The sequence below is a fragment of the Paenibacillus sp. Soil787 genome (assembly GCF_001429545.1).
GTDB lineage: Bacteria > Bacillota > Bacilli > Paenibacillales > NBRC-103111 > Paenibacillus_E.
This window is the reverse complement of record NZ_LMSP01000018.1, coordinates 1-20,568: the sequence shown is the minus strand read 5'-3', so window position 1 is coordinate 20,568 and position 20,568 is coordinate 1. Positions and strand designations below refer to the sequence as shown.

The following is a 20,568-nucleotide window of genomic DNA, read 5'->3' as shown; positions in this document are numbered from 1 at the left end:
TATGGACATGAAATTTTAACATGAATCTGTGGTGGGAGAGATTAAAAATAGAATTTTTTCATAAGACTCATGAAGGTGAACGTTTTATGTGAAGCGAAGTTAGACAACTCATGCATCCACTGAATGACTAACACAAACCCGGTGTGATGACGTTTTTTAACGGCAGACCGTACAAACTACCCGAACGTTAGCAGAATAGCGCATAACGAAAGATCATAGGTAAAAATAAAGTCCGGAACTGCAATTCATCAGGATACTTAAAGTTGCTATTTTGACTATTTGTAACATAATAAAAAAACTCATCTTGAAGTGTCTTTTTAGTACGGAGTGATGATGGTATAAACTTGAATTAAGAGATTTTCTTATTATGTTACGGTCAAATGAAATTTTGACCTTTGAACAGGAGAGGACTATATGAATAAATTACCACGGATAATAGCATCAAAGGATTATGAAGCACTTATTGATCAAGCCTTAGTCATGAATGATAAAGAATGGTTCAATGAACTGGTCAGAAAAAAGAAGGAACTTCAAGTTTTAGAGGGAGAGGTTTGTAAAGATATCGGATTGATAGATTAAATATAAGCCCAAAATGGAACAGAAAATAGCCGTTCAATGAATGAACGGTTATTTCTTATGGGCATAGGAACCAATACTGGAATAATCCTTGCAGTTGAATTACTTGATAACCGCAATGCGACTAACCAACATAGGGTGGTTTCTCTTGGTCTTCCGCTGTATCGTTAACAACATAAATAACTGCTAAAAGAATATGAGCGGTTGATACTCCATCACATTAACATTAATTCTGACTAACAGTTTTTACTCGCTGTTTACTATTTAAGTGAAAAGAGTGTAGTCTATCCCTTAGTCCTAAGAAAGGCTTAGGAAGCAATGTAGGTAAAGCAGCAAGTGAGGGGAGAGATTGAATCTATGGCATACTAAACCCAACTAAGTTTGTCCCTCAAGAACTAAAAAGAAGCAACGATAGGCCATCTCCTTTAATTATTCGATCATCGCCTTAAGCCGCTCATCCCAAACTTCCGCCTTTTTAAGACCCAGTGTCTTGGCTTTGTCCATCTGCACCTTCGCTTGATCAGGCTTGTTTTGCAACGCGTAAGTAAGTGCTAGATAGGCATTCAAAATAGGATCATTTGCGTCTTTAGAAAGCCCGACTTGTATGTATTCATTAGATTTATCCGCGTTATTCAGAGAAATATAAGTCTCAGCTATCATATAGTAAGGAACCATTCCTTGATTAGCGGACTTTTTTGCTTCTTCAAACATGGCGTTTGCCTTCGTATCTTTGCCTGCCTGAGCGTAAAGTAGCATAGCCATATACGTTAATTGCGTACCCTTTAGCACAGGATGATTCCCTGCGTATCGGCCTTTATATTGCAGATCGCCGTCCTGGTCATACACTTCTGCAAGACCTTCACGAATGCCCATGATAACGTCGCCGACATATCTCGTACCATTGCTCTCATATAGGGTCCCTTTGCCTGTTTCGGTATCTTCGGTGAATTGACCCGAATAAATAAGCGCACCATTATTTTCATAATATTTCCCTATTCCATGGCGAAGGCCGTTTACAAACTGTCCTACATAGAGACCTAACTCATATAATTTACCTTGTCCATTTGGCAAATTGTCCTTCAGCTCACCCTTGTAAAAAATTTTACCATTCTGATAAACGGATCCACTTCCTTCCATCGCCCCGTTTACGAATTGCCCCTCATACCGGAGCCTACCATTTTTGGTATACGTCCCTTGCCCGTTCGGGACACCATTTAACGTTTCTCCAAGATACACGAGATTGTCTGAATAAAGATCATCAAATAAATCTGAAGCTATCGTGCGGCTGATATGCACTTCTTTTTCCGTATAACTTGCTACCCAATACACAGATCGTCCCGTCGATTCCGCTACAAAACGAAGTGGTACCATCGTGCTGCCATTGATCGTGTGTGGAGCGACTGGAAGGTCCATCGTCTTGCCGTTAACGAGTGCTGTCTTATCGCCCAACTTCAGCTCAATTCGAAATTTGCCCTTTGCCCCGATAATGGTTTGATTCTCTTCCTGCCATTCGATAGACATACCCATTGCTTCAAATAACGGGCGGAATTGCACCATGGAAGAGCCGTCTTCAACAACCGGATTGACTTGAAATGAGATATTTTTACCATCTAGAGCAACGATTAGTTGATCAGCATCATGGTTCGTTCTGGAAGGAGCTGGTGTTGGATTTAAATTGGAGTTGGTTGATACCTTTGGCAGAAGGGGATCCTCCCCCGTCAAGCTCTCTAGTGTTTTCGAAATAGAAAGTGTTTGTACACCCTGTTTTTCTTGCGAATAATATAAGGAGTCTCCTTGAATACCGAGGATTGTTTCTCTATCACCAGGGATGTTCAATGGCTTAGCCTGCCCGGTATCCAGATCGATCACAATGGTATGTTTTTTTTCTGAGGAGAACACCTGGAAAACGGCGTATTCTTTGTTAAGTGAACTGTAGACCATACTGCCTAGCACAGATACAAACTCAGTTCCTGACTCAAACAAAGGTCCCGACGTTCCATCGGCTTTTTGCAGAGAAAGTTTGTAATCAAAAGCCTGTTTATTAGAGAGATACAACAACCAGTCTCCATTGAATTGAAAGCCCGATAAATAGCGACCTGTCGGAACTGTAAGTAACGTCTTCGTTGAATGATCCATAGGCTGAAATAGGAGAATCTGGTTTCTGCCGTTATTCTCATAAGCTAATTTTCCTTTAGCAACGACAGGGTTATTGCCCTTGCCAATTTGAGTAGTCAGTTTCGTCTGCCAATCATAGAGATTCACAATTCGAGTCTCTTCTTCAATCCAAGCGATATACCGACCATCCGTCGTTACACTGCCGTTCCATTCATTGTTTACTGTAATCTTCCGTTCCTCTTTCGTTTCCAAGTCATAGGCATAGAGGTCGTAAATGCCTAGACCTCTCGCTTCGTGCCGATTCTCTAGCCAAACAACAAGATTGCCTCCGACAACCGGTCTTTCCCGAATACCAAAGGATTGGGAAATTGCCTGCGCTTTACCATCCATCTTGGGACTATAATAAACTTGGCGGTGTTCTTGATTATCGAACGCTGTCCAAACAGCACCGGATTCGTTCACTTTCAGTTCATCTTCAACCACGAAATTTGATGTTGGGATTGATTCCTCGGCAAATGTTGTAATTTGTATGTTTGATACAACAAGTATCAACACAAGAATCGTTATCCATCTTTTCTTTGATAGAAATGCTTTTCTCACTAGTTTAATCTCCTTGTCAATTACTCTTTTATGAACCACTTGGAAAAACTGGACGGAACCTATCTTTATAATAGTGTATATTAGCTTGTTTGAATACCCTGTAATTTGGTGAATTTTGTCACATTTTGAGAGCAATCCGATAGAAATAGCAGAAAAACTTAATTACTACAACAATAATAAGTAGCAATGGGGAATAAAGAAGATGCCCCCTGTATAATACAGGAATCATCTATTATTGGTTTCCTAGACATAAACCACCCTTTATTCAAGTGTCCTTGACAGAGGGTCCAGATCAAGGCTGCTTCCAACTTTTTCAAACAAGCTATCTAACAAGAGATATACTTATTACTTCTTAAATGGATTCTCATTCATGAAGCCTTGAGATTGATTTAGTGACAGGAATTCGAAAAGATTAGAGTAAAATAGATAGGCTCTGTGACAAGAAGTCTGATTGGCCTTTTTTTTGTGTAATCACACCTTTGTCTACGGGGTGCTACTTTTTTGTAGAAATATGTTGAATTTCGATATTTTATGGAATACTATGGAAGCAGCTAGTTCTTTACGACTAGCAATATTGAGTGAAACACACCTAATAACCAAGCAATAATGAACAAAGGCAAATCCACCGAAAGGTGGAGACGCAAAGCCACGGGTCTGTATTCCTTAAAAGGAAATGATAGCCGGGTTACTCTCAGGTTGGTTTTTTGTGTTTTCTATTATCGAGTTTGAAAAAGGAGCGAAAACATGTGAGGCTTCAAGGGAAGAAAATAGGGGTATGATTCATAACATACTATCAATTCAGGGGCTAAATGTTTTGGCTTCGCAGCGAAGTTAATTTATTTTTGTCCAAAGGGAGGTTGGGCGTATCCGTTATTGGATTGCGCTGTTTTTTGTAATAGGTTCGTTAATGCAAGGTTACTTTTTTGAGTTAGGTTATTTATTAATAACATGTACGCTATGTATAGCTGCTGGTATTATGTTAATCCTCCACAAAGAAATACGGATTTCACCCTTAAATGTGCTCGTTTTTGGATTAGTAGCTCTATATGGAATCTCCATTATTTATGCTGTTGATCGTGAGCATGCTCTGCTAGAAGCATTAAGGATAACGTGTTTGCTGCCATTTAGTTTAATCATTTCTACATTGAAGTTTGAAGAAAGGCTTGGCCTTCTACGACTGTGGACTTGGATTGGGGCTTTGCTTGTTATCGTTGGTGTCGTTTTTCACTTGGAGAGGAAGGAGCGTCTGGAGTCTACAATTGAGTATGCAAACTCTCTTGCTATTTTGCTATTGGTTACATTGATGATTTGTCTTTTTTTCTATTTAAAAGAAAGACGCTTCGCGCAATCATTGGTGCTCGTGATTTTAGGGACAGGGTTATTACTAACCTTATCACGTGCGGTATGGGTTTTATGGGGGATTGCTTTAATCGCTAGTTTCATTAGTTTTCCTGAGATGCGAAATCGAAGAAATATGATGATAATTGGTTTCTCTCATTTGGGGAGTTTCCTTGTTGCAGCTCTAATTAGACAAGACCTATCGTTTCTTTGGCATAGGGTGAAAAGCATTCAGCCTGACACTGCTGAGTTGCAAATACGTACTGTTTATTGGCGTGACAGCCTTCTCATTATTCGGGATTATTGGTGGGGAGGAACTGGCGGCGGGGGCTGGAGACTACTGCAGCACGACTATCAATCCAAAGCGTACTTTGTCAAATATGTACATAATCATTATCTGCAAATTGCAATGGATATAGGAATCATAGGGTTAGGGTTCTTCCTTTTCTTTATGATATGGTTCTATATTAAGGCTTGGAAACAACGAACTAATGCTCAATTAAGTATTGATCAAAAGTATTGGAGCAAATCAACCATCATCTTGGTTTCTGTTATTCTTTTACATGCTGGTTTTGATTTTGATCTCAGTTTTCCACTTATTTTTGGTATTCTCTTATTTTTAATCTCTATCGTAATGGATAGAGAGCTCACTAAAGTGTACAAGCTTTCAGGGCTACCTATAGTATTCATTGGAGGAGTTTTAATTTCCATTACTGGGTTTGCCTTGATTATTTCAATTGGTTACCAACAGAAAGAATTAGGCATTCGCAGTGCAGCTGAGAGTCATTGGGAGGAAGCGCATCAACATTTCTCTAACGCTAAAAGATTGCTTCCTTGGTCGCATACTACGTTGTATGAATACGCCAAAAGCTTTGTGCTGCAAGGAAATCAAAGCAGGAATTTACAAGATTACTATGCTGCGCAAGTAGAACTTGAAGCTGCATTGAAGCGGGCACCATTAGAAAAGATATATCAGGAGTTAAAAATAGATTTAGAAAAAGTAAATCAATAGTGATATAGAGGAGAAAATTAGAGATGAATAGTAGCACAATGAAGAAAAAAATAAGTATTGCGGTTCTTATTTGTATGATGGTAGTCATGCTATCGCCAGTTATGGCTTATGCCTCTTTTTATTACAATAATACATCCGGAAAATTAAGTGGTGGGGTCTATGTCAATGATCCATCTAAAGTAAAGGTTACAGCTATCACTAAAAACAATTCTGTAATTCAGGTAACTTATATACCAAGTTTCAGCACCAATTCAAATCCTATCGGGCATGATGATAATAATGTTTTAGTTAGAACAGGCGGATTTAGAGCAGACTTACCTGCGAATCAAGCACCTAGTAAAATTATGTTGTTTGCCTGTAACCAATCTTACGAATTGTTATCAACACATCAAGATAATTTTGGAACTACTTATGATTTATCGGCAAACGACCGATTCCATATTGGAAATTACAGAGTGGCAGGAAATCAATTTTTCACAGAAACGGCCGGGAATTCCTATTTACAACCAGGTGCAAGGTTGGTCGATTTTACACCGACTGGAACAACGACTATTAATCGATTCCAAATTAAATTTCCTTACCTTACTCAGCTAGATTTAACAAATACAGATATTACTGATTTCAAGCTTACAGATGTAACTGTTGGTCAAGATGTGTATTTGCAAAGTTTGCAACGCCTAGATACATTTGTAGTGAGCTATCAGGCTCAGCCCAACTTTATTGCAGGGCATAAATATGAATTTACCATGTCAAATACCAGTTTAGGTAATGAGGTGAAGTTACCAGTAAGTGGTGTATATAATTCAAACGTTGTTTTCGACCAAAACTATACGGAGGTTGATTTCTACAACATCCAGATCGGAAACGCAGTAGTAGGCGGTACGCCAAATAGTAATGATGGCGGTGCTCCTTTTGGAGATATGTCAAACTGTTCGGATGGAAATTCAAGTACCCAACCATCAACACCGTCAACACCATCAACAGAACCAACGCCTACCCCGGCTCAGACTGAGGATTGGCTAACAGCAAATGCAATTGGTGATAATCAGTCCAAAAACGTGGGCAAAGTTACCAAAGAGGCAGATAAAGATGGGAAACTTCTCACAAAAATTTCAATGGATCGAGATAAATTTAAAGAAGCCTTACAACTTCTGAAAGGTAAAACGCCCAAGGAACAAATTCTACAGATGGCTTTAAAAAGCGATGAAAACAACCTAAGTGTTATTATCCCTCTCGAAGCGTTAACTGAGGCGGTAAATAATACCCCTGACGGTATTATTTCTATCGGAGCGGGTTCATCCAAATATGATCTTCCGATTCATGCAATAGATCCAGAGAAACTATCAAAGAAAATGAATATGAATGTTAAAGATCTGCAGGTCATCATTCAAATCACTAATGTTGAGGATAAAATTGCAGACGCCTTGAGTAGAGAAACGAAAAAGCTGGGTGCGTCAATGCTGGCTGAACCTTATCATGTATCGGTTACATTGGACGTAAAGGACAACAAGATATCTTTGAACGATTTTGAAAATGCATATGTGGTCCGTTCTCTTACTCTTCCATCTACAGTCGATTCATCGAAAGTAACTGGAGTTGTTTATGACGCAGATGGTAAGTTGTCCTTTGTACCGGTAATCTTTCATAATCATGATGGCAAAACGGAAGCTAGTTTCAAAAGTAATCGGACAGGCACATTTGCTTTAATTGTACTTAAACAATCATTCAAAGATTTAGAAGAGCATTGGGCTCAAGCGGATATAGAACTACTAGCGACTAAGTTAGTAGTGAATGGTTCATTGGATAATAATTACGTTCCTAACGCCAAAGTTACGCGTGCTGAGTTCGCTGCGCTTCTAGCTCGGTCCTTAGGATTACTGGAGGATAGCAGCAAAGCAAATTATAAGGATGTTTCAAAGCTTGATTGGTCAGCTGGAGCTATTGGTGCAGCAGTCAAGGCAGGCCTCATTGACGGATTTGAAGATGGTACATTTCAACCCAATAGTCCAATTTCTCGTGAACAAATGGCTGCTATGATCGCTAAAGCGCAATATTTTGTGGACAAGGGTACGGATGGTTCATCAACGACTTCACTAAAGAGTACGAACTTCGCTGACCAAGCTTCGATTAGCTCTTGGGCACAACAATTTGTAGTGCAAGCTCAGCAAGCGGGACTGATAACAGGCACGACCGGTAATCTATTCGCTCCAACTGAAAGTGCAACACGAGCTGAGGCGGCGACGATCATAAAGAGATTTTTGCAAAAGGTAGAATTTATTAACTAACTTGAAATTTATCGAAATCAGTTGGCGCGCTCCAGATCAAAAAAAGGTCAACCAGTACTCTGGTTGACCTTTTTTGTGAGAAATCACACACTTTGCGTAGAGATTCCCTCTTTTTTGTAGAAATATGTTGAATTTCATTATTTTATGGAATACCATGGAAATAGCTAGTACTTTACAACTAGAAATTATCAGTAAAACACACCTAATATCAAGCAATAATGAACAACGGCAAATCCATCGAAAGGTGGAGACGCAAAGCCACGGGTCTAAGCCATGAATCACATGCATGGGATGATAGCCGGGTTACTCTTTAGGGGCTTGTTTTTTTATTGCCAAAAAAGGAAGGAGGGTCGGAAAATGGCAACATATTTTATGCTGATTAAAGTATTCGATGATGCCGAAAAGGTCATATACAAATTTGGTCCAACAGAAGAAAGTTTGGGTGAAATTGAGTTTGATCTAGTTAATGAAGAATTTCGGCAGCTAGAGAGGGTCCCGGGTACTTCCAAAGATCATATGTTCATGAAGGCCGCTTCAGCTATTGCAAGATGCTATGCAGAGGGAGACGGTTTTCCGGATAGAACTTTTTTTGCTTCATAAGGAATTGTCTCAAATGAAATCGTTTATTGATGATTGGAGATCGTATGAAAACATTTTTCTCGGGCATTATTGTGCAGGAATATTCATTTGTATTTTCTTTGTAGTAGGAGGCTCTGCCTACGCTGAGGGGGGTTCCAAGATCGATGTCTTTTTTCATAATATCAAAATGATGTTCGATGGCGTGGAAAAGAAACCGGATGAGGGAAAGGTATTCGTATACGAGAATTTGACGTATGTTCCTTTACGATTTGTTAGTGAATCGCTCGGCAAGGAAGTTGCTTGGAACGAGGAGACGCAAACCATCTGGATTGGGACTCAGGAATCGAAGAAGAAGGAGCAAGCGGAACAAGCGACTAAGATCATCAATCATGGTTTGGAAAATGCAGATAAGCTTCGGAGCTACTCGATGAAAGTCAATGGCTCTATACTTGTCGGTGATGAAGGTTTCAAGATAGGCGTTGAGACTGGCCTCGATGCTAGCGTTATTCGAAAACCGGAGACAATAATTTCCGGTGAACGAAGCCTCTCGATATTTGGAAAGCCGATTTCTAGAAGATACTATTTTACCAATAATAAGTTATTCAAATTCTCTAATAAATGGTCCGAAAGCAAAGACTCCATTTCAAGCATCTTTTCGCACGATACATTTGACCCGCAGCAGGTATTAAAAGCATTTTTATCGTCACCGGAACCTATTCGGATTGATTCTACTCCTGAAGGTATGGTATTACAAACCGGTGGCTCAGGTGAGAAATGGAAGTCACATGCCCTAGACTTTTTCCTGGACTCGGATAAACCTACGGAAGAAGCGATTTCGGTTCGTCAGCTGACTTTTAAGCTTCTGGTTGATGGGGAAACATCGCTGCCTGTTCGATTGGAGATTGTTTCAGATATCGTTGATCTTGATGATGGTGAACCAAGGGACTTGAAGAGCACGGTCACCGTTTCTTATAACGAATTAAATAAGATTCAGAGTATTCCTGTTCCGGAAGGGCTGTAAAAAAGAAACTATATGATGTGCAAAAAAAGCTAAGTTTGGCCTCGCGGCTAACTTAGCTTTTATTGCATTGACCTATCAAATTCCACAACGATGCTCTGGATAGCCGCGCTGCCTTCAGGCATATTAAGCGCGGGTACCAAGCTTGCTAAGTAACGTCTGTCGTATAAACGCTGTCGTGCTCTGACACAGGTCTTAGATGCGCCCCGACTAAGGTCTAGGAACAAATACCGTCGTTAGTCCGTTTTGGAAAGCTTCGTTTTTACCTAAAATAAAGACATGAACAAGAGCACAGCAAATAACAAAGCAAACAACGAAAGGCGGTGACGAAACGATGAAAAGAAATACGGGCTTAGCCGCTCTGCTAATCGCATTCGGTGCGCTGATTCTGTTAAATAAGCTAGGCGTTCACATGGGACCCTTTATTGGCTCGGTGATGGGATACTTAATTCCAATAGGAATGGTTGGCCTTGGTTACGTAGGCATACAGAACGGGAGCAAATTCGGTTGGATTATTGCAGGGCTTGGCGGTATCATCCTGATTGGTAAATTAGCTGGTTGGATCATCATTCTTCTGGCGATTGGGTTGATCGGATACGGAATTTCGATGTTGACAAGAAGAACGGTCTAATGAAGTGAAACGAATACAGAAAGTGAAAAAGGTGGTATGAGAGATGAGCCTATTTAGGCGAATGAGAGACATTACCGTAGCGACACTGAATGAACATCTGGAGCGATCGGAAGATCCGGTCCGCTTGATTGACCAGTACTTAGCAGCGCAGCGTGAGCAGCTTCAACAGTCCGAGAGACTGTATCAGCAATGCGTAAGCCACGCAGCTTCACTCCGGCAGCAATATCTGACGGCGCTGGAAACCAAAGAGAAGCGCGAGCATCAAGCGCTGCTGGCTCTGAAGGCCGGCGAAGAACATATGGCAAGAATCGTGCTTCAAGAGAAGCTGCAAGCCGAAGAGAAAAGTGAGCAGTATCATGAGTTGTACGATCAAGCGAAGCAGTCCATCCTTGATTTGGATGAGGAGCTGCAGCAGCTCAAAGCCGATTACAAAGAAGTGGCAGACAAACGCAGCTACTACTTAGCGCGAATGGAGTCCGCTCGGTTGCAGCAAAGAATGCATGCGCGCAGCAATGTGGCGCAGGATGCTACACCGCGGATGTTCGGCCGCCTGGAAGAGCGCGTATCCGATATGGAGCTCCATGCAAGAACGCTCCGCGATGTAAGACGAATGGGGCGCGAAAGCTACTATAGCGGGGGCAACCCGGCCGTAGATGCTGAAATGGAAGCTCTTAGAAACAGACTGCAGCAGGAGGGAGCCAAGTAATCATGAGCAAACTTTACCGCTCACGAAGAGATAAGAAAGTTACTGGTCTATGCGGCGGACTCGCCGAGGCCATGAATGTAGATGCAACGCTACTACGTTTGTTAGTGGTGATCACCACAATTTTCACTGGAGGAACGGTCATTTTCATCTACTTTGTAGCTGCGCTTGTCATTCCGAAGGAACCTGGGTATGATCAGCCTCCATTTGATCCTTATGCTGGCTCATATGGCCGTCAAGGCTATAATGGCGGGGCTTGGAACGCTCACAAGCCGCACCAACCTAACCATGCGCCACAACATACGGGCTACAATGCTCCATACGACACAGGGAAAGTAAACAACATCGATGAGATGATGAAAGATATTGAAAAGAAAGCTCTGCAAAAAGAAGTAGAAGAACTTAGAGCCAAAGTCGCTCGCTTCGAACAACAACCAATTGATATTAAAAAAGGAGACGTGTAAACCATGGGAGTATTTACAAGAATGAAGGATATGACAAAAGCATCAATTCACGAGGTATTGGATAAAATTGAGGATCCGATCGTTATGTTGAATCAATATTTGCGGGATATGGAACAAGAAATCGCACAAGCTGAAGTTACCGTTGCTAGACAAATCGCGAATGAGCGCAAGCTGAAGCAGCGTTTGGAAGAGTCTGTTCGTCTCGTGGCTGACCGCGAAGCTAAAGCTTCCGCAGCGATCAAAAGTGGCCAAGAGGCTATCGCTCGCCAAGCTGTTGAAGAAAAATTGTACCACGAAGATAAAATTGTTGAGTACACCGATCTATATACGGCTTCCAAAGCACATGCTGATGAGCTAACACAGCAGCTGCACGAAATGAAAGATGAGTTCTACAAACTGCGTAACAAGCGCAACGAGCTTGTGTCCCGCGCTCAGCTGGCTAAAGCCAAAAAACAAATGGCACAAGTATCCTACAATGGCGTCATTGAGAGCGGCAACGCATCCCGCGGCTTCCAACGCATGGAAGAGAAAATTATCCAACTGGAGGTTGAAGCGGAAATCGCTCGCAAGCCTTACGTACCAGCAGGTTCAGTAGGCAGCTACACACCTGTTGATGTTGCAAAGCAAGCTAAAGTTGATGAGCAGTTGAATCTGCTAAAAGAGAAATTAAACAGTAAAGAAGTCGAGTAATGAACTTTGTTTGATTGAGAAGTCCCTCCTTGTGAGGGGCTTTTTGTGTTTTCCAGGGGCTTAGAGGGTTAGAGGGTTAGAGTGTTAGAGGGTTGGGGGCTTAGAGGGTTAGAGGGTTAGAGGGTTAGAGAGTTAGAGGCTTAGAGGTTTAAAGGTTTAAAGGCTAGAGGCCGAGGATTTCGGCCCTTTTCCTGATTTATTTTATGGTAAGTTGTACAACGTACAACAATTCTCGTGGATTTCTTCTCAGGAAACCATAGATGTTGTACGATTTACAACAATTTTGCCTTATTTCGTCCAATAGAGCTACTTTTGGTTGAAATTGTTGCATTTTTTGCAATAATTGCCGGAATCACGCGGAATTGTCAGCATATTGTTGCACAAAACACAACGCTATTCGGAACAAGTGGTTTTTTTCTGAGGTAGTTTACGGTTTTCAAAATCATAAGATTTTCAACTTTTTTGCAGAGATAAATCCACTCTATTTCGAGAGGATAGTAGATAGAATTAGCACATAAGCACGAAATGCTAAAACGAAACACGAGGTGAGGTCATGAGTGAAGCTCTAGTCCGGATGGAAGGAATTGAGAAGCATTTTCCTGGTGTGCACGCCCTCCATCAATGTCGTCTGGAGTTGGCAATCGATTAAAGGGGAGACAATTCCCAAATCGATCAATATAGGCTTCCACTGGTATGACAAAACGAACATTGATGCTGCTGACATCAAGCCGCTGCTCTACGAATAGGAAAAAAGAGGCTGTGCCATTAAGGGCAGCCTCTATTGTTATTTTATATAACTGCTGTGTACAATACTCATAGAGCTTAATTCGATTTCGCCAGAGGTGACCAGAGCTAACTGCCGCGACTTATCGGGATGTTTAAGTTATTATTGTAACCGGTTACGAGGATTTTGATTATGCCAAGCAGGCGATCATCAACGATTTCAATCTCTCCTCGCTCATTCCTGAATCATCACATTCAGCTTTATTTCGGAAGCTCTATGGATTGCACTTTGAGAGTAAGCTGGAAGAGGGACGACGGTCCCGTACGTATTCAGGTCATCCACCCAGTCCATAACGACCGTGAGAATTGAGGTGTCAAATTGAAAGTTAGAGCAAGCTACGTAGCGATTGCAGTCATAGTGGTCCTACTCATGACGACTGCGTATCTCTTCGTTTCAAAGGGGATGGAGGCAAAGGACAGGCCGCTTATCCTCATTCCCAAGACGATCGATCCTCATGTGGAATTTTGGCGGGTTTTGAACCAAGGCGTGACTGCGGCGGCCAAAGAGTACAATACAGAGGTTAAAGTGATGGGTACGCCTTCCGAATCAAACATTGATGATCAGATCAAGTTGGTGGAAGAGGCGATCGCATTGAAGCCGAAAGCGATTATTTTGGCGGCAACGGATTATAACCGGTTGGTGCCTGTTGCTCAAAGAGTGATAGGCTCCGGCATAACGCTAGTTACTGTAGACTCGGGTCTCGAAGGCGGTGTTTCAACCAGTTTGATTGCAACTGACAACTATGCCGCAGGGCGCAAAGCAGTGGAAACGATGAGGCGCTATATACAGGGGCCTGCTACCTATGCAATTGTTAGTTTTGTCAAAAGATCCACAACTCAGCTGGATAGGGAGAATGGGGTGCGAGACAGTCTGAAGAATGATCCTTCCATCCAGATTTTAGACACGTTATATAGTAATGGTTCTGAAGACAAAGCGTATGAGCAAACGAAACAGCTCCTTGCCGAACATTCGGATATTCGCGGTATTTTCGGGTTGAATGAAGTTTCTACGATTGGGGCTGCGAGGGCGTTGAAAGAGCTGGATCCCGAGCACAACATTAAGTTGGTGGGCTTCGACAGCTCGATGAATGAAATTGCATTCTTAGAAGCGGGGACCCTGCAAGCAACCGTTGTGCAAAAACCTTTTAACATGGGATATTTAGCGGTGAAAACAGCACTTCAGGTTTATAATGGGGAGAAAGTTAAAGCATCCATAGATACAGGCTCTGAGGTTATTATGAAAGAAAATATGTACACCAGAGAAAATCAAAAGCTGCTGTTTCCATTCGTTGAGAAATAGAAAGTGTTTTAATAAGAAGCTCTCCTTGCTGGGGGCTTTTTCGCGTTATTTAGACGAAGAAAACAGCACTTCTACAAATTTCCCGGGAAATATTGGGTTTAATGTCGAAAGCAAAGGAAGCCATAATAAGAACGAATTGTAGTAGAGCGACTGTCGCGATGAAGAAGAGTGTTTCAGATTGGGCAGGGGGGAACAAGGAATGGGGAGCATGAATCGGATAACAAGTGTAGTTGTAACGATGTTTCTGAGTGGATCCAGCTTAATTGGATGCTCGACACCAGAATTACATAAAGGGAAGGGACCGAAATCAGTATCCATCGAGACATTGCCATTTGCAACAACTGAAACAGGGAAGACATCCACAACTCCTACTGCGACTTACGTAGACGATGAAATCGTAGAAACGCAGCATTCCTACACGGGACCTCCACATATCCCTTTTTCAGGCAAAATTGCGTACCTCACCTTTGATGACGGTCCCTCTGAAAGTACGAGCAAGATTCTTCATATTTTAAAAAAATTCGGTGTCACCGCTACTTTTTTTGTTGTCGGTGCGGATACGAGCGTGGGGCGCGCGCTTTATAAGCAAATCGTCGCTGAAGGCCATGCCCTAGGGAATCATACATACACGCATGACTATAATCGTATTTATAAATCGCCTGAAGCTTTCATGAAGGATGTGCGTAGGCTGGATCAGCTCTTGGAAGAAACGGTTGGTTATCGTCCAGATATTTTGCGGTTTCCGGGTGGGTCGAATAATCACTTGAGCTGGAAGCCAGGAGGCAGAGGTATCATGAGTAAGGTAGCTAGCGTGGTGAAAAAGGAGGGTTACCAGTATTTCGACTGGAATGTGAGCTCAACGGATGCGGCTGCCCCTGTGCAAGAAAGGGAAATGATCATCGATTCCGTGCTTAGCGCAAGCCGCGGCAAGAAGAGCATTATTGTGCTGATGCACGATAACACCTATAAGACGACAACCTTAGAAGCGCTGCCTATCGTGATCAAAAAGCTGCAATCAGCTGGATTTCATTTTGAGAAATTAAAGAAATCCTCATTCACGTTTCAATTCTTGTCTCCTTGACAGTTGCAGATACCTCTTACTTTGACTACGATAAAGATAGTCGAAAGAGAGAGGCTGGCGTTAACTATGCCTGATGTGTTACAGATTGGACCGTTTCAACTGCAAGGAAGATTACTGGCGCTGCTGCTGGCTTGTGCTTTGGGAATATGGCTAATCCGAAGGGTCACGCAGCGTTTGCTGAAGGACAGCCAAATCGTGATAGCCAAGCCAATTGAGGATCTAATTTTTAACGGTGCTATTATCGTTCTGTTGACCTGGAAGCTAGGGATCATTGTGACGCAGCCATCCCTATTGTGGAACAATCCATTAAAGCTGATCATGGTGTCTGGCTCCGGCACGGAGATTGCATTAGGTGTGTTTATTGCTTGTATCTATATCTACTATCAAATTCGCAAACATCGAATTCCTCTGTTCCTTGTACTGGATGCTATCTCAATTGGAATAACGGCTGCTATTTTCCTATTCTGTGCACTGATTCCCACATATGGATTGCCTACAACGGTACCTTGGGGCATTGGAGTTGAGGGTACGGCGTCTCTTTTTCATCCTTATCACGCTTATATCTCGCTGTTTCTTGTGCCGCTGCTTATTTGGCAGCATATTATTGAGCCGCGCAAGAAGACGCTTGGACAAGGCGTTTTGCTCAAGTATTCGCTGGTGTATGGGGGCGCGGCGGGGATGCTGGCCAGCTTTTTTACCGCTGTTAAACCGACACTGCTGTACCTCAGCTTAGCGCAGCTATTGTTCCTATTCATGCTTATCATTGGAATGCTTCTCCCCGTTTTGACACATAATACTAGCAGAAAGGAGCTGAATGTATTGAGTCAAAACGATTCCAAGACGCAAATCCAGCAAGAACAGCAAAACCAAGAGCGAGAGAAAGCCGCAACACCAGCAGGGAAAGAGGGCTTTGTTGATAAGAAACTGGACGGTCCCAACCGACCTTCCACATGAGTCCAGACAAGAATAAGATGGCCAAATCCGCTCAGGTGCAGAGCATTCAAAAGCAAAGCGATAAGAACCAAAGCGATCTCGATCCGTTCGAGATTGAATTTCTCCCTCAATTTGAGCAGGGGCGCGGCCCGCGAGAAGCTTTTGTGAATGAGCATGGCGTCGTTATTGGTGATCATGAGTATGAATCTGACAATTCCCCGCTAGAGCAGTGGACGGCTGAGACCGACCCTGAGGTCATGGCCGGAGATGAATGGGTTCATCCTTTTAAGGATGTTGGGTTCCAAAGTGCCGAGAATCGGGAATATTTTGAAAAAGGCATCCTGCCGCAAAGCGGAATTTTCACGCATCCGGATAAGGATGTTTCTTATGAGCCTGGACAGGCTTCTAGCAAGAAGGCGGAAGATGAAGCGGAAGCGTAAAAGCTTTCGCTTTATTTCTTTTGGGACATTGGACTTTGCTTTCACGGCTATCGGATGTATAATATAATCATAACGATTACGTTTTGAGAGTAACTAATAAATCCAAAGGGGTGGCACATATGGCAATGTCTTTTGATTCTTACATGAAAGATATGGTTAAACCGATGAGAGAAGATTTGACTCGTCTGGGTATTACAGAGCTTCTTACACCAGAGCAAGTAGAAGAAGCGATTGAAAAATCGAAGGATGGCACAATGCTGCTAGTCGTCAATTCTGTTTGTGGTTGCGCAGCCGGCCAATGCCGTCCAGGTGTAGCCAAAGCACTTCAAAACGATACACTGCCAACGTACACATACACAGTGTTCGCTGGACAAGAGAAGGATGCAACAGCGAAAGCCCGCGAATACTTGGCGCCATACCCGCCATCATCCCCATCCATTGCATTATTCAAGAATGGTGAGCTCGCACACTTCATTCAACGTCACCAAATCGAAGACCGCTCCGCGGATATGATTGCTGGCGACTTAATTAATGCCTTCAATGAATTCTGCAAATAATAAATAGCATGAATATGTTCGGAAAGGCCCGCCTTGCAGTATTTGCAAGTGGGCCTTTTTGCTTTTTGGAGCCATGTTCGATGGATTTGCCTTTGAAATTTCAAGAATGAAAGTCTATACTAAATCTTAAAGAACGAATGGTTTCAAACTATAGAAAAGGTGGAGAGAGGCATGAGTTTGCAAACAGAAATTATCGCGAAGCTCGGCGTTAAGCCGGAGATTGATGTGGATGAAGAAATCCGCAAACGTGTGGACTTTCTGAAAAACTATGTATTGGGTGCGAATGCAAACGGCCTGCTGATTGCTATCAGCGGCGGTATCGACAGCGCAGTGGCTACGGGATTGTGCAAGCAAGCGACGGACGAGCTGACGGCCGAGAAGGGCAAAGAGTACAAAACCGTTGGTGTGTTTCAGCCATACGGTCAGCAAGTGGATATCGAGGACAGCTACGCGGTGGCCAAAGCCTTCGATTTGAAATATCAAATCGAAAATAATATTGAAGAAGCCGTCGACGAAATGGCCATTGAAGTCGAGTATGGTCTCAAGCATATCGGCGTCCACCAGCATGTAAGCCGTGGCGGCAAAGGCAACATCAAAGCGCGGACACGCATGGTTATGCAGTATGCACTTGCTTTTGAACTTGGTCTGATTGTTGTAGGGACAGACCATGCATCTGAAGCAATCACGGGCTTCTTCACCAAATATGGCGACGGTGCGGTCGACATTACGCCGTTGAGCACGCTGAACAAGCGTCAAGTGCGTTCACTTGCATCGAAGCTTGGCGTACCGCAAAGCGTGCTGGATAAAGCCCCGACAGCCGGACTCTGGGACGGACAGACGGACGAGAACGAGCTGGGTATTACATACGGAGATAACAGTGACTACCTCGAAGGCAAGCAAATTGATCCCGCTGTGCAGGAGAAGCTGGAGAAGCAATATTTGAAAACGGAGCATAAACGCATCCCGATTCCGGGTGTATAGAGTTTCGCGAAGACATAAAACACCCCCCGGCCAAAAGAGGCCGGGGGGTGTTAGTGAATTACGTCTATGGCATCTGTTTGCCGCGGGAGCTGGTATAGAGGGTGTACCACTCTTCGCGAGTCAGGGATTCGGCTATTCTCACGGCGTCTTTGCAAGCGACAATGCGTTCTGCGGAAGACGTACCGATGACAGGTTGAATGCGAGCTGGGTGCTTCATGAGCCATCCTAGCACGATGGATTCCGGTTTGGTTTCATATTGGTCGGCTAGTTTCTGTACGAGAGCCGTTGTTTGTCTCACGATTTCAGGTGCATCATCGAGACTGCTGCCAGAGAACTTTCCATTGGCAAGAGGGCCCCAAGCCTGGATTTGAATGTCTTGCATTTGGCAATGCTCCATGATGCCGTCTGCGAAGTTGGTGTCCAAGCCAGCTTTCTGGTTGACTGAAATACCTTGATCCAACCAGTCTAGACGGGCTAAGCTCATTTCCAATTGGTTCACAACGATCGGTTCTGGCAGTGAATTTTGAATGAAACGAATTTGTGCGGAAGACATGTTGGATACACCGAAATGACGCACTTTTCCAGCTGATCGCAATTGATTGAAAGCTTCTGCAATCTCTTCAGGTTCCATAAGCGGATCTGGACGATGCAGCAAGAGAATATCCAGATGTTCCACGCCAAGACGCTGAAGAATTCCATCAACTGAGCTTATGATATGGCTTTTGGAGAAGTCAAAGCGAGTTGGAAGCACGCCATCACCAGGGCGAATGCCACATTTGGATTGCAGAATGATTTGGTCGCGCAGATCAGGTCTTTTTTTGAGGATTTCTCCGAAAATAGACTCGGATTTGCCTTTTTTATAAATATCAGCATGATCGAACATCGTAATGCCAATGGACAATGCAGCTTCTACAGCTTTTTCAGCGATGATGTAATCTTCTTTCGAATAAGGAGTCGAATTCCATTCCCCGCCAATTCCCATACATCCATAGACGACTCGGCTATTCGATATTCCACGTTTCTCTAGTGGCATGATTCTCATTATGTTTGGCCTCCCAGCTTTTAATCTATACCCAGTATACCCCTAGTCAAAGATCGGCAGAAGAGCTGAAAATAGTGTAACTTACTTACCTCGAAGTAAGCGTTGGGGGAGACATGAAGAGCTGGGGAGAACAAAATGGTCCAATTCACATCCATAAGAATGAACAAGGATAGACTAGGGGCAAGTGTAGACGAGCGCTTCCTCCCCCTTGACCGCAAGCAAGGAATCATGTAAATTGTACGCACAACGTTGCAAGAAAAGTGGGGTTCAGGTGTCTATGATTATTGGAGTCGGAACGGATTTGGTTGAAATTGCACGGCTTCGCAAAATGTTAGAGGGTTCTACGGGCGAAAGGTTTCTTGAACGGATTTTGACGCCTCAGGAGAGAGAGTTGGCACAGAGACGGCGTGGCCGACTTGCTGAGTTTGCTTCAGGGCGTTTTGCTGCAAAGGAGGCCATTGTCAAAGCGATTGGCTGCGGCATAGGTAAGCAAATTGGCTTTCAAGACGTCGAGGTGCTGCCGGATGAACTTGGCAAACCGGTATGCCGTGTAAACGAGGCAGCGCTGCTGCGGGCAGGCTTAGTAGGCAGCCACCGCATCCATATTAGCATTACACATACGGAATCGATGGCTGCCGCCTATGCAATCGTGGAAAAGCTCTAAAGCGGCGGTTACTTCTTCGAATTGAGCCACTCGGATAAAAGTCCGATTTCCTCCTCGGAAATCGTGGTTTTATAGACGGGCATTCCGCCTCCGCCATTCTTGATCTTGTTCGCGATTTGCTCGCTGCTCAGTCTGCTGCCAACCTTTTGCAAATTCGTCTTAGGGCCGACTTTGCCGGCAAGATCAACGCCGTGGCAGCTGATGCACTTGTTCGTTGTGAAGAGCTCCTGCGCCTTCACGAAAGCAGGGTTGCTCTCGGCTGCCGCGGTAGCGGCCGGTGTCTTCGTGGCGGCACTGCCGCCCGAAGTACCGCCGCCGCACGCGGCTAGCGTTAGAACCATCGGTGCGATGGCGAGCGCGCCTATCAGATTTTTATTCAGGCTTGCGCGAGCGCAAGCCTTTTTGTTTTGTTCCATAGCGAGCTTCCTCCTATGCTGGGGTTGATTCTAACTGTATTCTATATTCCCTTTCTAGCCTCAGTTAGGCAGCACCAAGCTTTGGCAGAGGGGGGATAGTATGGAAATGCGTTAGATTTCGCAGAAAGCTGCAAAAAGTGCAGCAAATAATCATTTATTTTCTGATGATTTGAAGAGTTATCATGCATTTTGTGCATCAAATCTCCACATTACTGCTGAAAATGTGGGCTGCTCACCGAATTTGCTGTTAAGCTCAATCTGCCAAATAAGAACATTCCTGTAGACGCTAATATTTGGCCTTTGAAATAAAAGGAGCGTCTCCTGTACGATGGGGTTGCAACGGGTCAATGCCCTTAATAG

The 20,568-nt window shown here is 43.5% G+C and carries 21 protein-coding genes and 2 riboswitches; of the genes, 17 read left to right on the top strand and 4 right to left on the bottom strand.

The window, feature by feature from the left end:
• The first annotated feature begins 414 nt into the window (after window positions 1-414).
• Window positions 415-579, top strand: a complete 165-nt coding sequence (locus ASG93_RS34225) for an IDEAL domain-containing protein (RefSeq protein WP_082614952.1) — start codon at window positions 415-417, stop codon at window positions 577-579.
• Between the two features lie 426 nt (window positions 580-1,005).
• Here the strand turns inward: ASG93_RS34225 and ASG93_RS17895 are convergent, their stop codons facing one another.
• Window positions 1,006-3,291: a stalk domain-containing protein gene (locus ASG93_RS17895; protein WP_056833908.1), complete on the bottom strand. Its 2,286-nt coding sequence runs from the start codon at window positions 3,289-3,291 to the stop codon at window positions 1,006-1,008.
• Between the two features lie 605 nt (window positions 3,292-3,896).
• Window positions 3,897-3,984, top strand: a riboswitch (cyclic di-GMP riboswitch).
• A 214-nt stretch (window positions 3,985-4,198) separates the two neighbouring features.
• Here ASG93_RS17895 and ASG93_RS17890 point away from each other — a divergent pair.
• The 15 genes from ASG93_RS17890 to nadE all read left to right on the top strand — a co-directional run bounded on the left by ASG93_RS17890 (window position 4,199) and on the right by nadE (window position 18,086).
• Complete coding sequence (locus tag ASG93_RS17890; RefSeq protein ID WP_056833907.1) at window positions 4,199-5,641, top strand: O-antigen ligase family protein; 1,443 nt, start codon at window positions 4,199-4,201, stop codon at window positions 5,639-5,641.
• Between the two features lie 23 nt (window positions 5,642-5,664).
• Window positions 5,665-7,926 carry an S-layer homology domain-containing protein gene (locus ASG93_RS17885; protein WP_056833906.1) on the top strand — a complete coding sequence of 754 codons (2,262 nt, stop codon included), beginning with the start codon at window positions 5,665-5,667 and terminating at the stop codon, window positions 7,924-7,926.
• Window positions 7,927-8,143: 217 nt separating this feature from the next.
• A riboswitch (cyclic di-GMP riboswitch) is annotated at window positions 8,144-8,237 on the top strand.
• A gap of 46 nt (window positions 8,238-8,283) precedes the next feature.
• Complete coding sequence (locus tag ASG93_RS17880) at window positions 8,284-8,526, top strand: hypothetical protein (RefSeq protein ID WP_056833905.1); 243 nt, start codon at window positions 8,284-8,286, stop codon at window positions 8,524-8,526.
• A gap of 13 nt (window positions 8,527-8,539) precedes the next feature.
• Window positions 8,540-9,526 (top strand): DUF6612 family protein, encoded by a 987-nt coding sequence (locus tag ASG93_RS17875; RefSeq protein WP_056833904.1) that lies wholly within the window; start codon window positions 8,540-8,542, stop codon window positions 9,524-9,526.
• A 331-nt stretch (window positions 9,527-9,857) separates the two neighbouring features.
• Complete coding sequence (locus ASG93_RS17870) at window positions 9,858-10,154, top strand: LiaF transmembrane domain-containing protein (protein WP_056833903.1); 297 nt, start codon at window positions 9,858-9,860, stop codon at window positions 10,152-10,154.
• A 43-nt stretch (window positions 10,155-10,197) separates the two neighbouring features.
• Window positions 10,198-10,860: a PspA/IM30 family protein gene (locus ASG93_RS17865; protein WP_056833902.1), complete on the top strand. Its 663-nt coding sequence runs from the start codon at window positions 10,198-10,200 to the stop codon at window positions 10,858-10,860.
• Between the two features lie 2 nt (window positions 10,861-10,862).
• Entirely contained in the window at window positions 10,863-11,321 is a 459-nt protein-coding gene (locus ASG93_RS17860) for a PspC domain-containing protein (protein WP_056833901.1), read from the top strand.
• Between the two features lie 3 nt (window positions 11,322-11,324).
• On the top strand, window positions 11,325-12,011 hold the full coding sequence (locus ASG93_RS17855) for a PspA/IM30 family protein (protein WP_056833900.1): 687 nt from the start codon (window positions 11,325-11,327) through the stop codon (window positions 12,009-12,011).
• Window positions 12,012-12,595: 584 nt separating this feature from the next.
• A complete protein-coding gene (locus tag ASG93_RS35165) occupies window positions 12,596-12,757 on the top strand; it encodes a hypothetical protein (protein ID WP_156410942.1) in 162 nt (53 codons plus the stop codon).
• Window positions 12,758-13,113: 356 nt separating this feature from the next.
• Window positions 13,114-14,094 carry a substrate-binding domain-containing protein gene (locus tag ASG93_RS17850; protein ID WP_235550884.1) on the top strand — a complete coding sequence of 327 codons (981 nt, stop codon included), beginning with the start codon at window positions 13,114-13,116 and terminating at the stop codon, window positions 14,092-14,094.
• 199 nt (window positions 14,095-14,293) lie between these two features.
• The gene (locus tag ASG93_RS17845) at window positions 14,294-15,175 is read left to right on the top strand and encodes a polysaccharide deacetylase family protein (RefSeq protein WP_056833898.1); all 882 of its coding nucleotides are present in this window, start codon (window positions 14,294-14,296) and stop codon (window positions 15,173-15,175) included.
• 66 nt (window positions 15,176-15,241) lie between these two features.
• Window positions 15,242-16,129, top strand: a complete 888-nt coding sequence (locus ASG93_RS17840; RefSeq protein ID WP_056833897.1) for a prolipoprotein diacylglyceryl transferase family protein — start codon at window positions 15,242-15,244, stop codon at window positions 16,127-16,129.
• Between the two features lie 17 nt (window positions 16,130-16,146).
• A complete protein-coding gene (locus ASG93_RS17835) occupies window positions 16,147-16,548 on the top strand; it encodes a DUF3905 domain-containing protein (protein WP_200984496.1) in 402 nt (133 codons plus the stop codon).
• A 119-nt stretch (window positions 16,549-16,667) separates the two neighbouring features.
• Window positions 16,668-17,105, top strand: a complete 438-nt coding sequence (locus ASG93_RS17830; protein WP_056833895.1) for a BrxA/BrxB family bacilliredoxin — start codon at window positions 16,668-16,670, stop codon at window positions 17,103-17,105.
• 171 nt (window positions 17,106-17,276) lie between these two features.
• Complete coding sequence (nadE, locus tag ASG93_RS17825) at window positions 17,277-18,086, top strand: ammonia-dependent NAD(+) synthetase (protein WP_056833894.1); 810 nt, start codon at window positions 17,277-17,279, stop codon at window positions 18,084-18,086.
• A 64-nt stretch (window positions 18,087-18,150) separates the two neighbouring features.
• Here nadE and ASG93_RS17820 read toward each other — a convergent pair whose 3' ends face one another.
• Complete coding sequence (locus ASG93_RS17820) at window positions 18,151-19,128, bottom strand: aldo/keto reductase (RefSeq protein WP_056833893.1); 978 nt, start codon at window positions 19,126-19,128, stop codon at window positions 18,151-18,153.
• A 277-nt stretch (window positions 19,129-19,405) separates the two neighbouring features.
• On the opposite strand from ASG93_RS17820, the gene acpS reads away from it, so the two are divergent.
• A complete protein-coding gene (gene acpS / locus ASG93_RS17815) occupies window positions 19,406-19,792 on the top strand; it encodes a holo-ACP synthase (RefSeq protein WP_056833892.1) in 387 nt (128 codons plus the stop codon).
• Between the two features lie 8 nt (window positions 19,793-19,800).
• On the opposite strand, the gene ASG93_RS17810 is transcribed toward acpS, so the two are convergent.
• Window positions 19,801-20,208: a c-type cytochrome gene (locus tag ASG93_RS17810; protein WP_056833891.1), complete on the bottom strand. Its 408-nt coding sequence runs from the start codon at window positions 20,206-20,208 to the stop codon at window positions 19,801-19,803.
• A 180-nt stretch (window positions 20,209-20,388) separates the two neighbouring features.
• On the bottom strand, window positions 20,389-20,568 hold a 180-nt coding region (locus ASG93_RS36410), incomplete at its 5' end, for a hypothetical protein (RefSeq protein WP_235550883.1).

Excerpts from the sequence above, each read along its gene's own strand:
- ASG93_RS34225 (WP_082614952.1), top strand. The coding sequence starts at position 415 with ATGAATAAATTACCACGGATAATAGCATCAAAGGATTATGAAGCACTT.
- ASG93_RS17890 (WP_056833907.1), top strand. The coding sequence starts at position 4,199 with ATGCAAGGTTACTTTTTTGAGTTAGGTTATTTATTAATAACATGTACG.
- ASG93_RS17885 (WP_056833906.1), top strand. The coding sequence starts at position 5,665 with ATGAATAGTAGCACAATGAAGAAAAAAATAAGTATTGCGGTTCTTATT.
- ASG93_RS17880 (WP_056833905.1), top strand. The coding sequence starts at position 8,284 with ATGGCAACATATTTTATGCTGATTAAAGTATTCGATGATGCCGAAAAG.
- ASG93_RS17875 (WP_056833904.1), top strand. The coding sequence starts at position 8,540 with ATGAAATCGTTTATTGATGATTGGAGATCGTATGAAAACATTTTTCTC.
- ASG93_RS17870 (WP_056833903.1), top strand. The coding sequence starts at position 9,858 with ATGAAAAGAAATACGGGCTTAGCCGCTCTGCTAATCGCATTCGGTGCG.
- ASG93_RS17865 (WP_056833902.1), top strand. The coding sequence starts at position 10,198 with ATGAGCCTATTTAGGCGAATGAGAGACATTACCGTAGCGACACTGAAT.
- ASG93_RS17860 (WP_056833901.1), top strand. The coding sequence starts at position 10,863 with ATGAGCAAACTTTACCGCTCACGAAGAGATAAGAAAGTTACTGGTCTA.
- ASG93_RS17855 (WP_056833900.1), top strand. The coding sequence starts at position 11,325 with ATGGGAGTATTTACAAGAATGAAGGATATGACAAAAGCATCAATTCAC.
- ASG93_RS17845 (WP_056833898.1), top strand. The coding sequence starts at position 14,294 with ATGGGGAGCATGAATCGGATAACAAGTGTAGTTGTAACGATGTTTCTG.
- ASG93_RS17840 (WP_056833897.1), top strand. The coding sequence starts at position 15,242 with ATGCCTGATGTGTTACAGATTGGACCGTTTCAACTGCAAGGAAGATTA.
- ASG93_RS17835 (WP_200984496.1), top strand. The coding sequence starts at position 16,147 with ATGGCCAAATCCGCTCAGGTGCAGAGCATTCAAAAGCAAAGCGATAAG.
- ASG93_RS17830 (WP_056833895.1), top strand. The coding sequence starts at position 16,668 with ATGGCAATGTCTTTTGATTCTTACATGAAAGATATGGTTAAACCGATG.
- nadE (WP_056833894.1), top strand. The coding sequence starts at position 17,277 with ATGAGTTTGCAAACAGAAATTATCGCGAAGCTCGGCGTTAAGCCGGAG.
- ASG93_RS17820 (WP_056833893.1), bottom strand. The coding sequence starts at position 19,128 with ATGAGAATCATGCCACTAGAGAAACGTGGAATATCGAATAGCCGAGTC.
- acpS (WP_056833892.1), top strand. The coding sequence starts at position 19,406 with ATGATTATTGGAGTCGGAACGGATTTGGTTGAAATTGCACGGCTTCGC.
- ASG93_RS17810 (WP_056833891.1), bottom strand. The coding sequence starts at position 20,208 with ATGGAACAAAACAAAAAGGCTTGCGCTCGCGCAAGCCTGAATAAAAAT.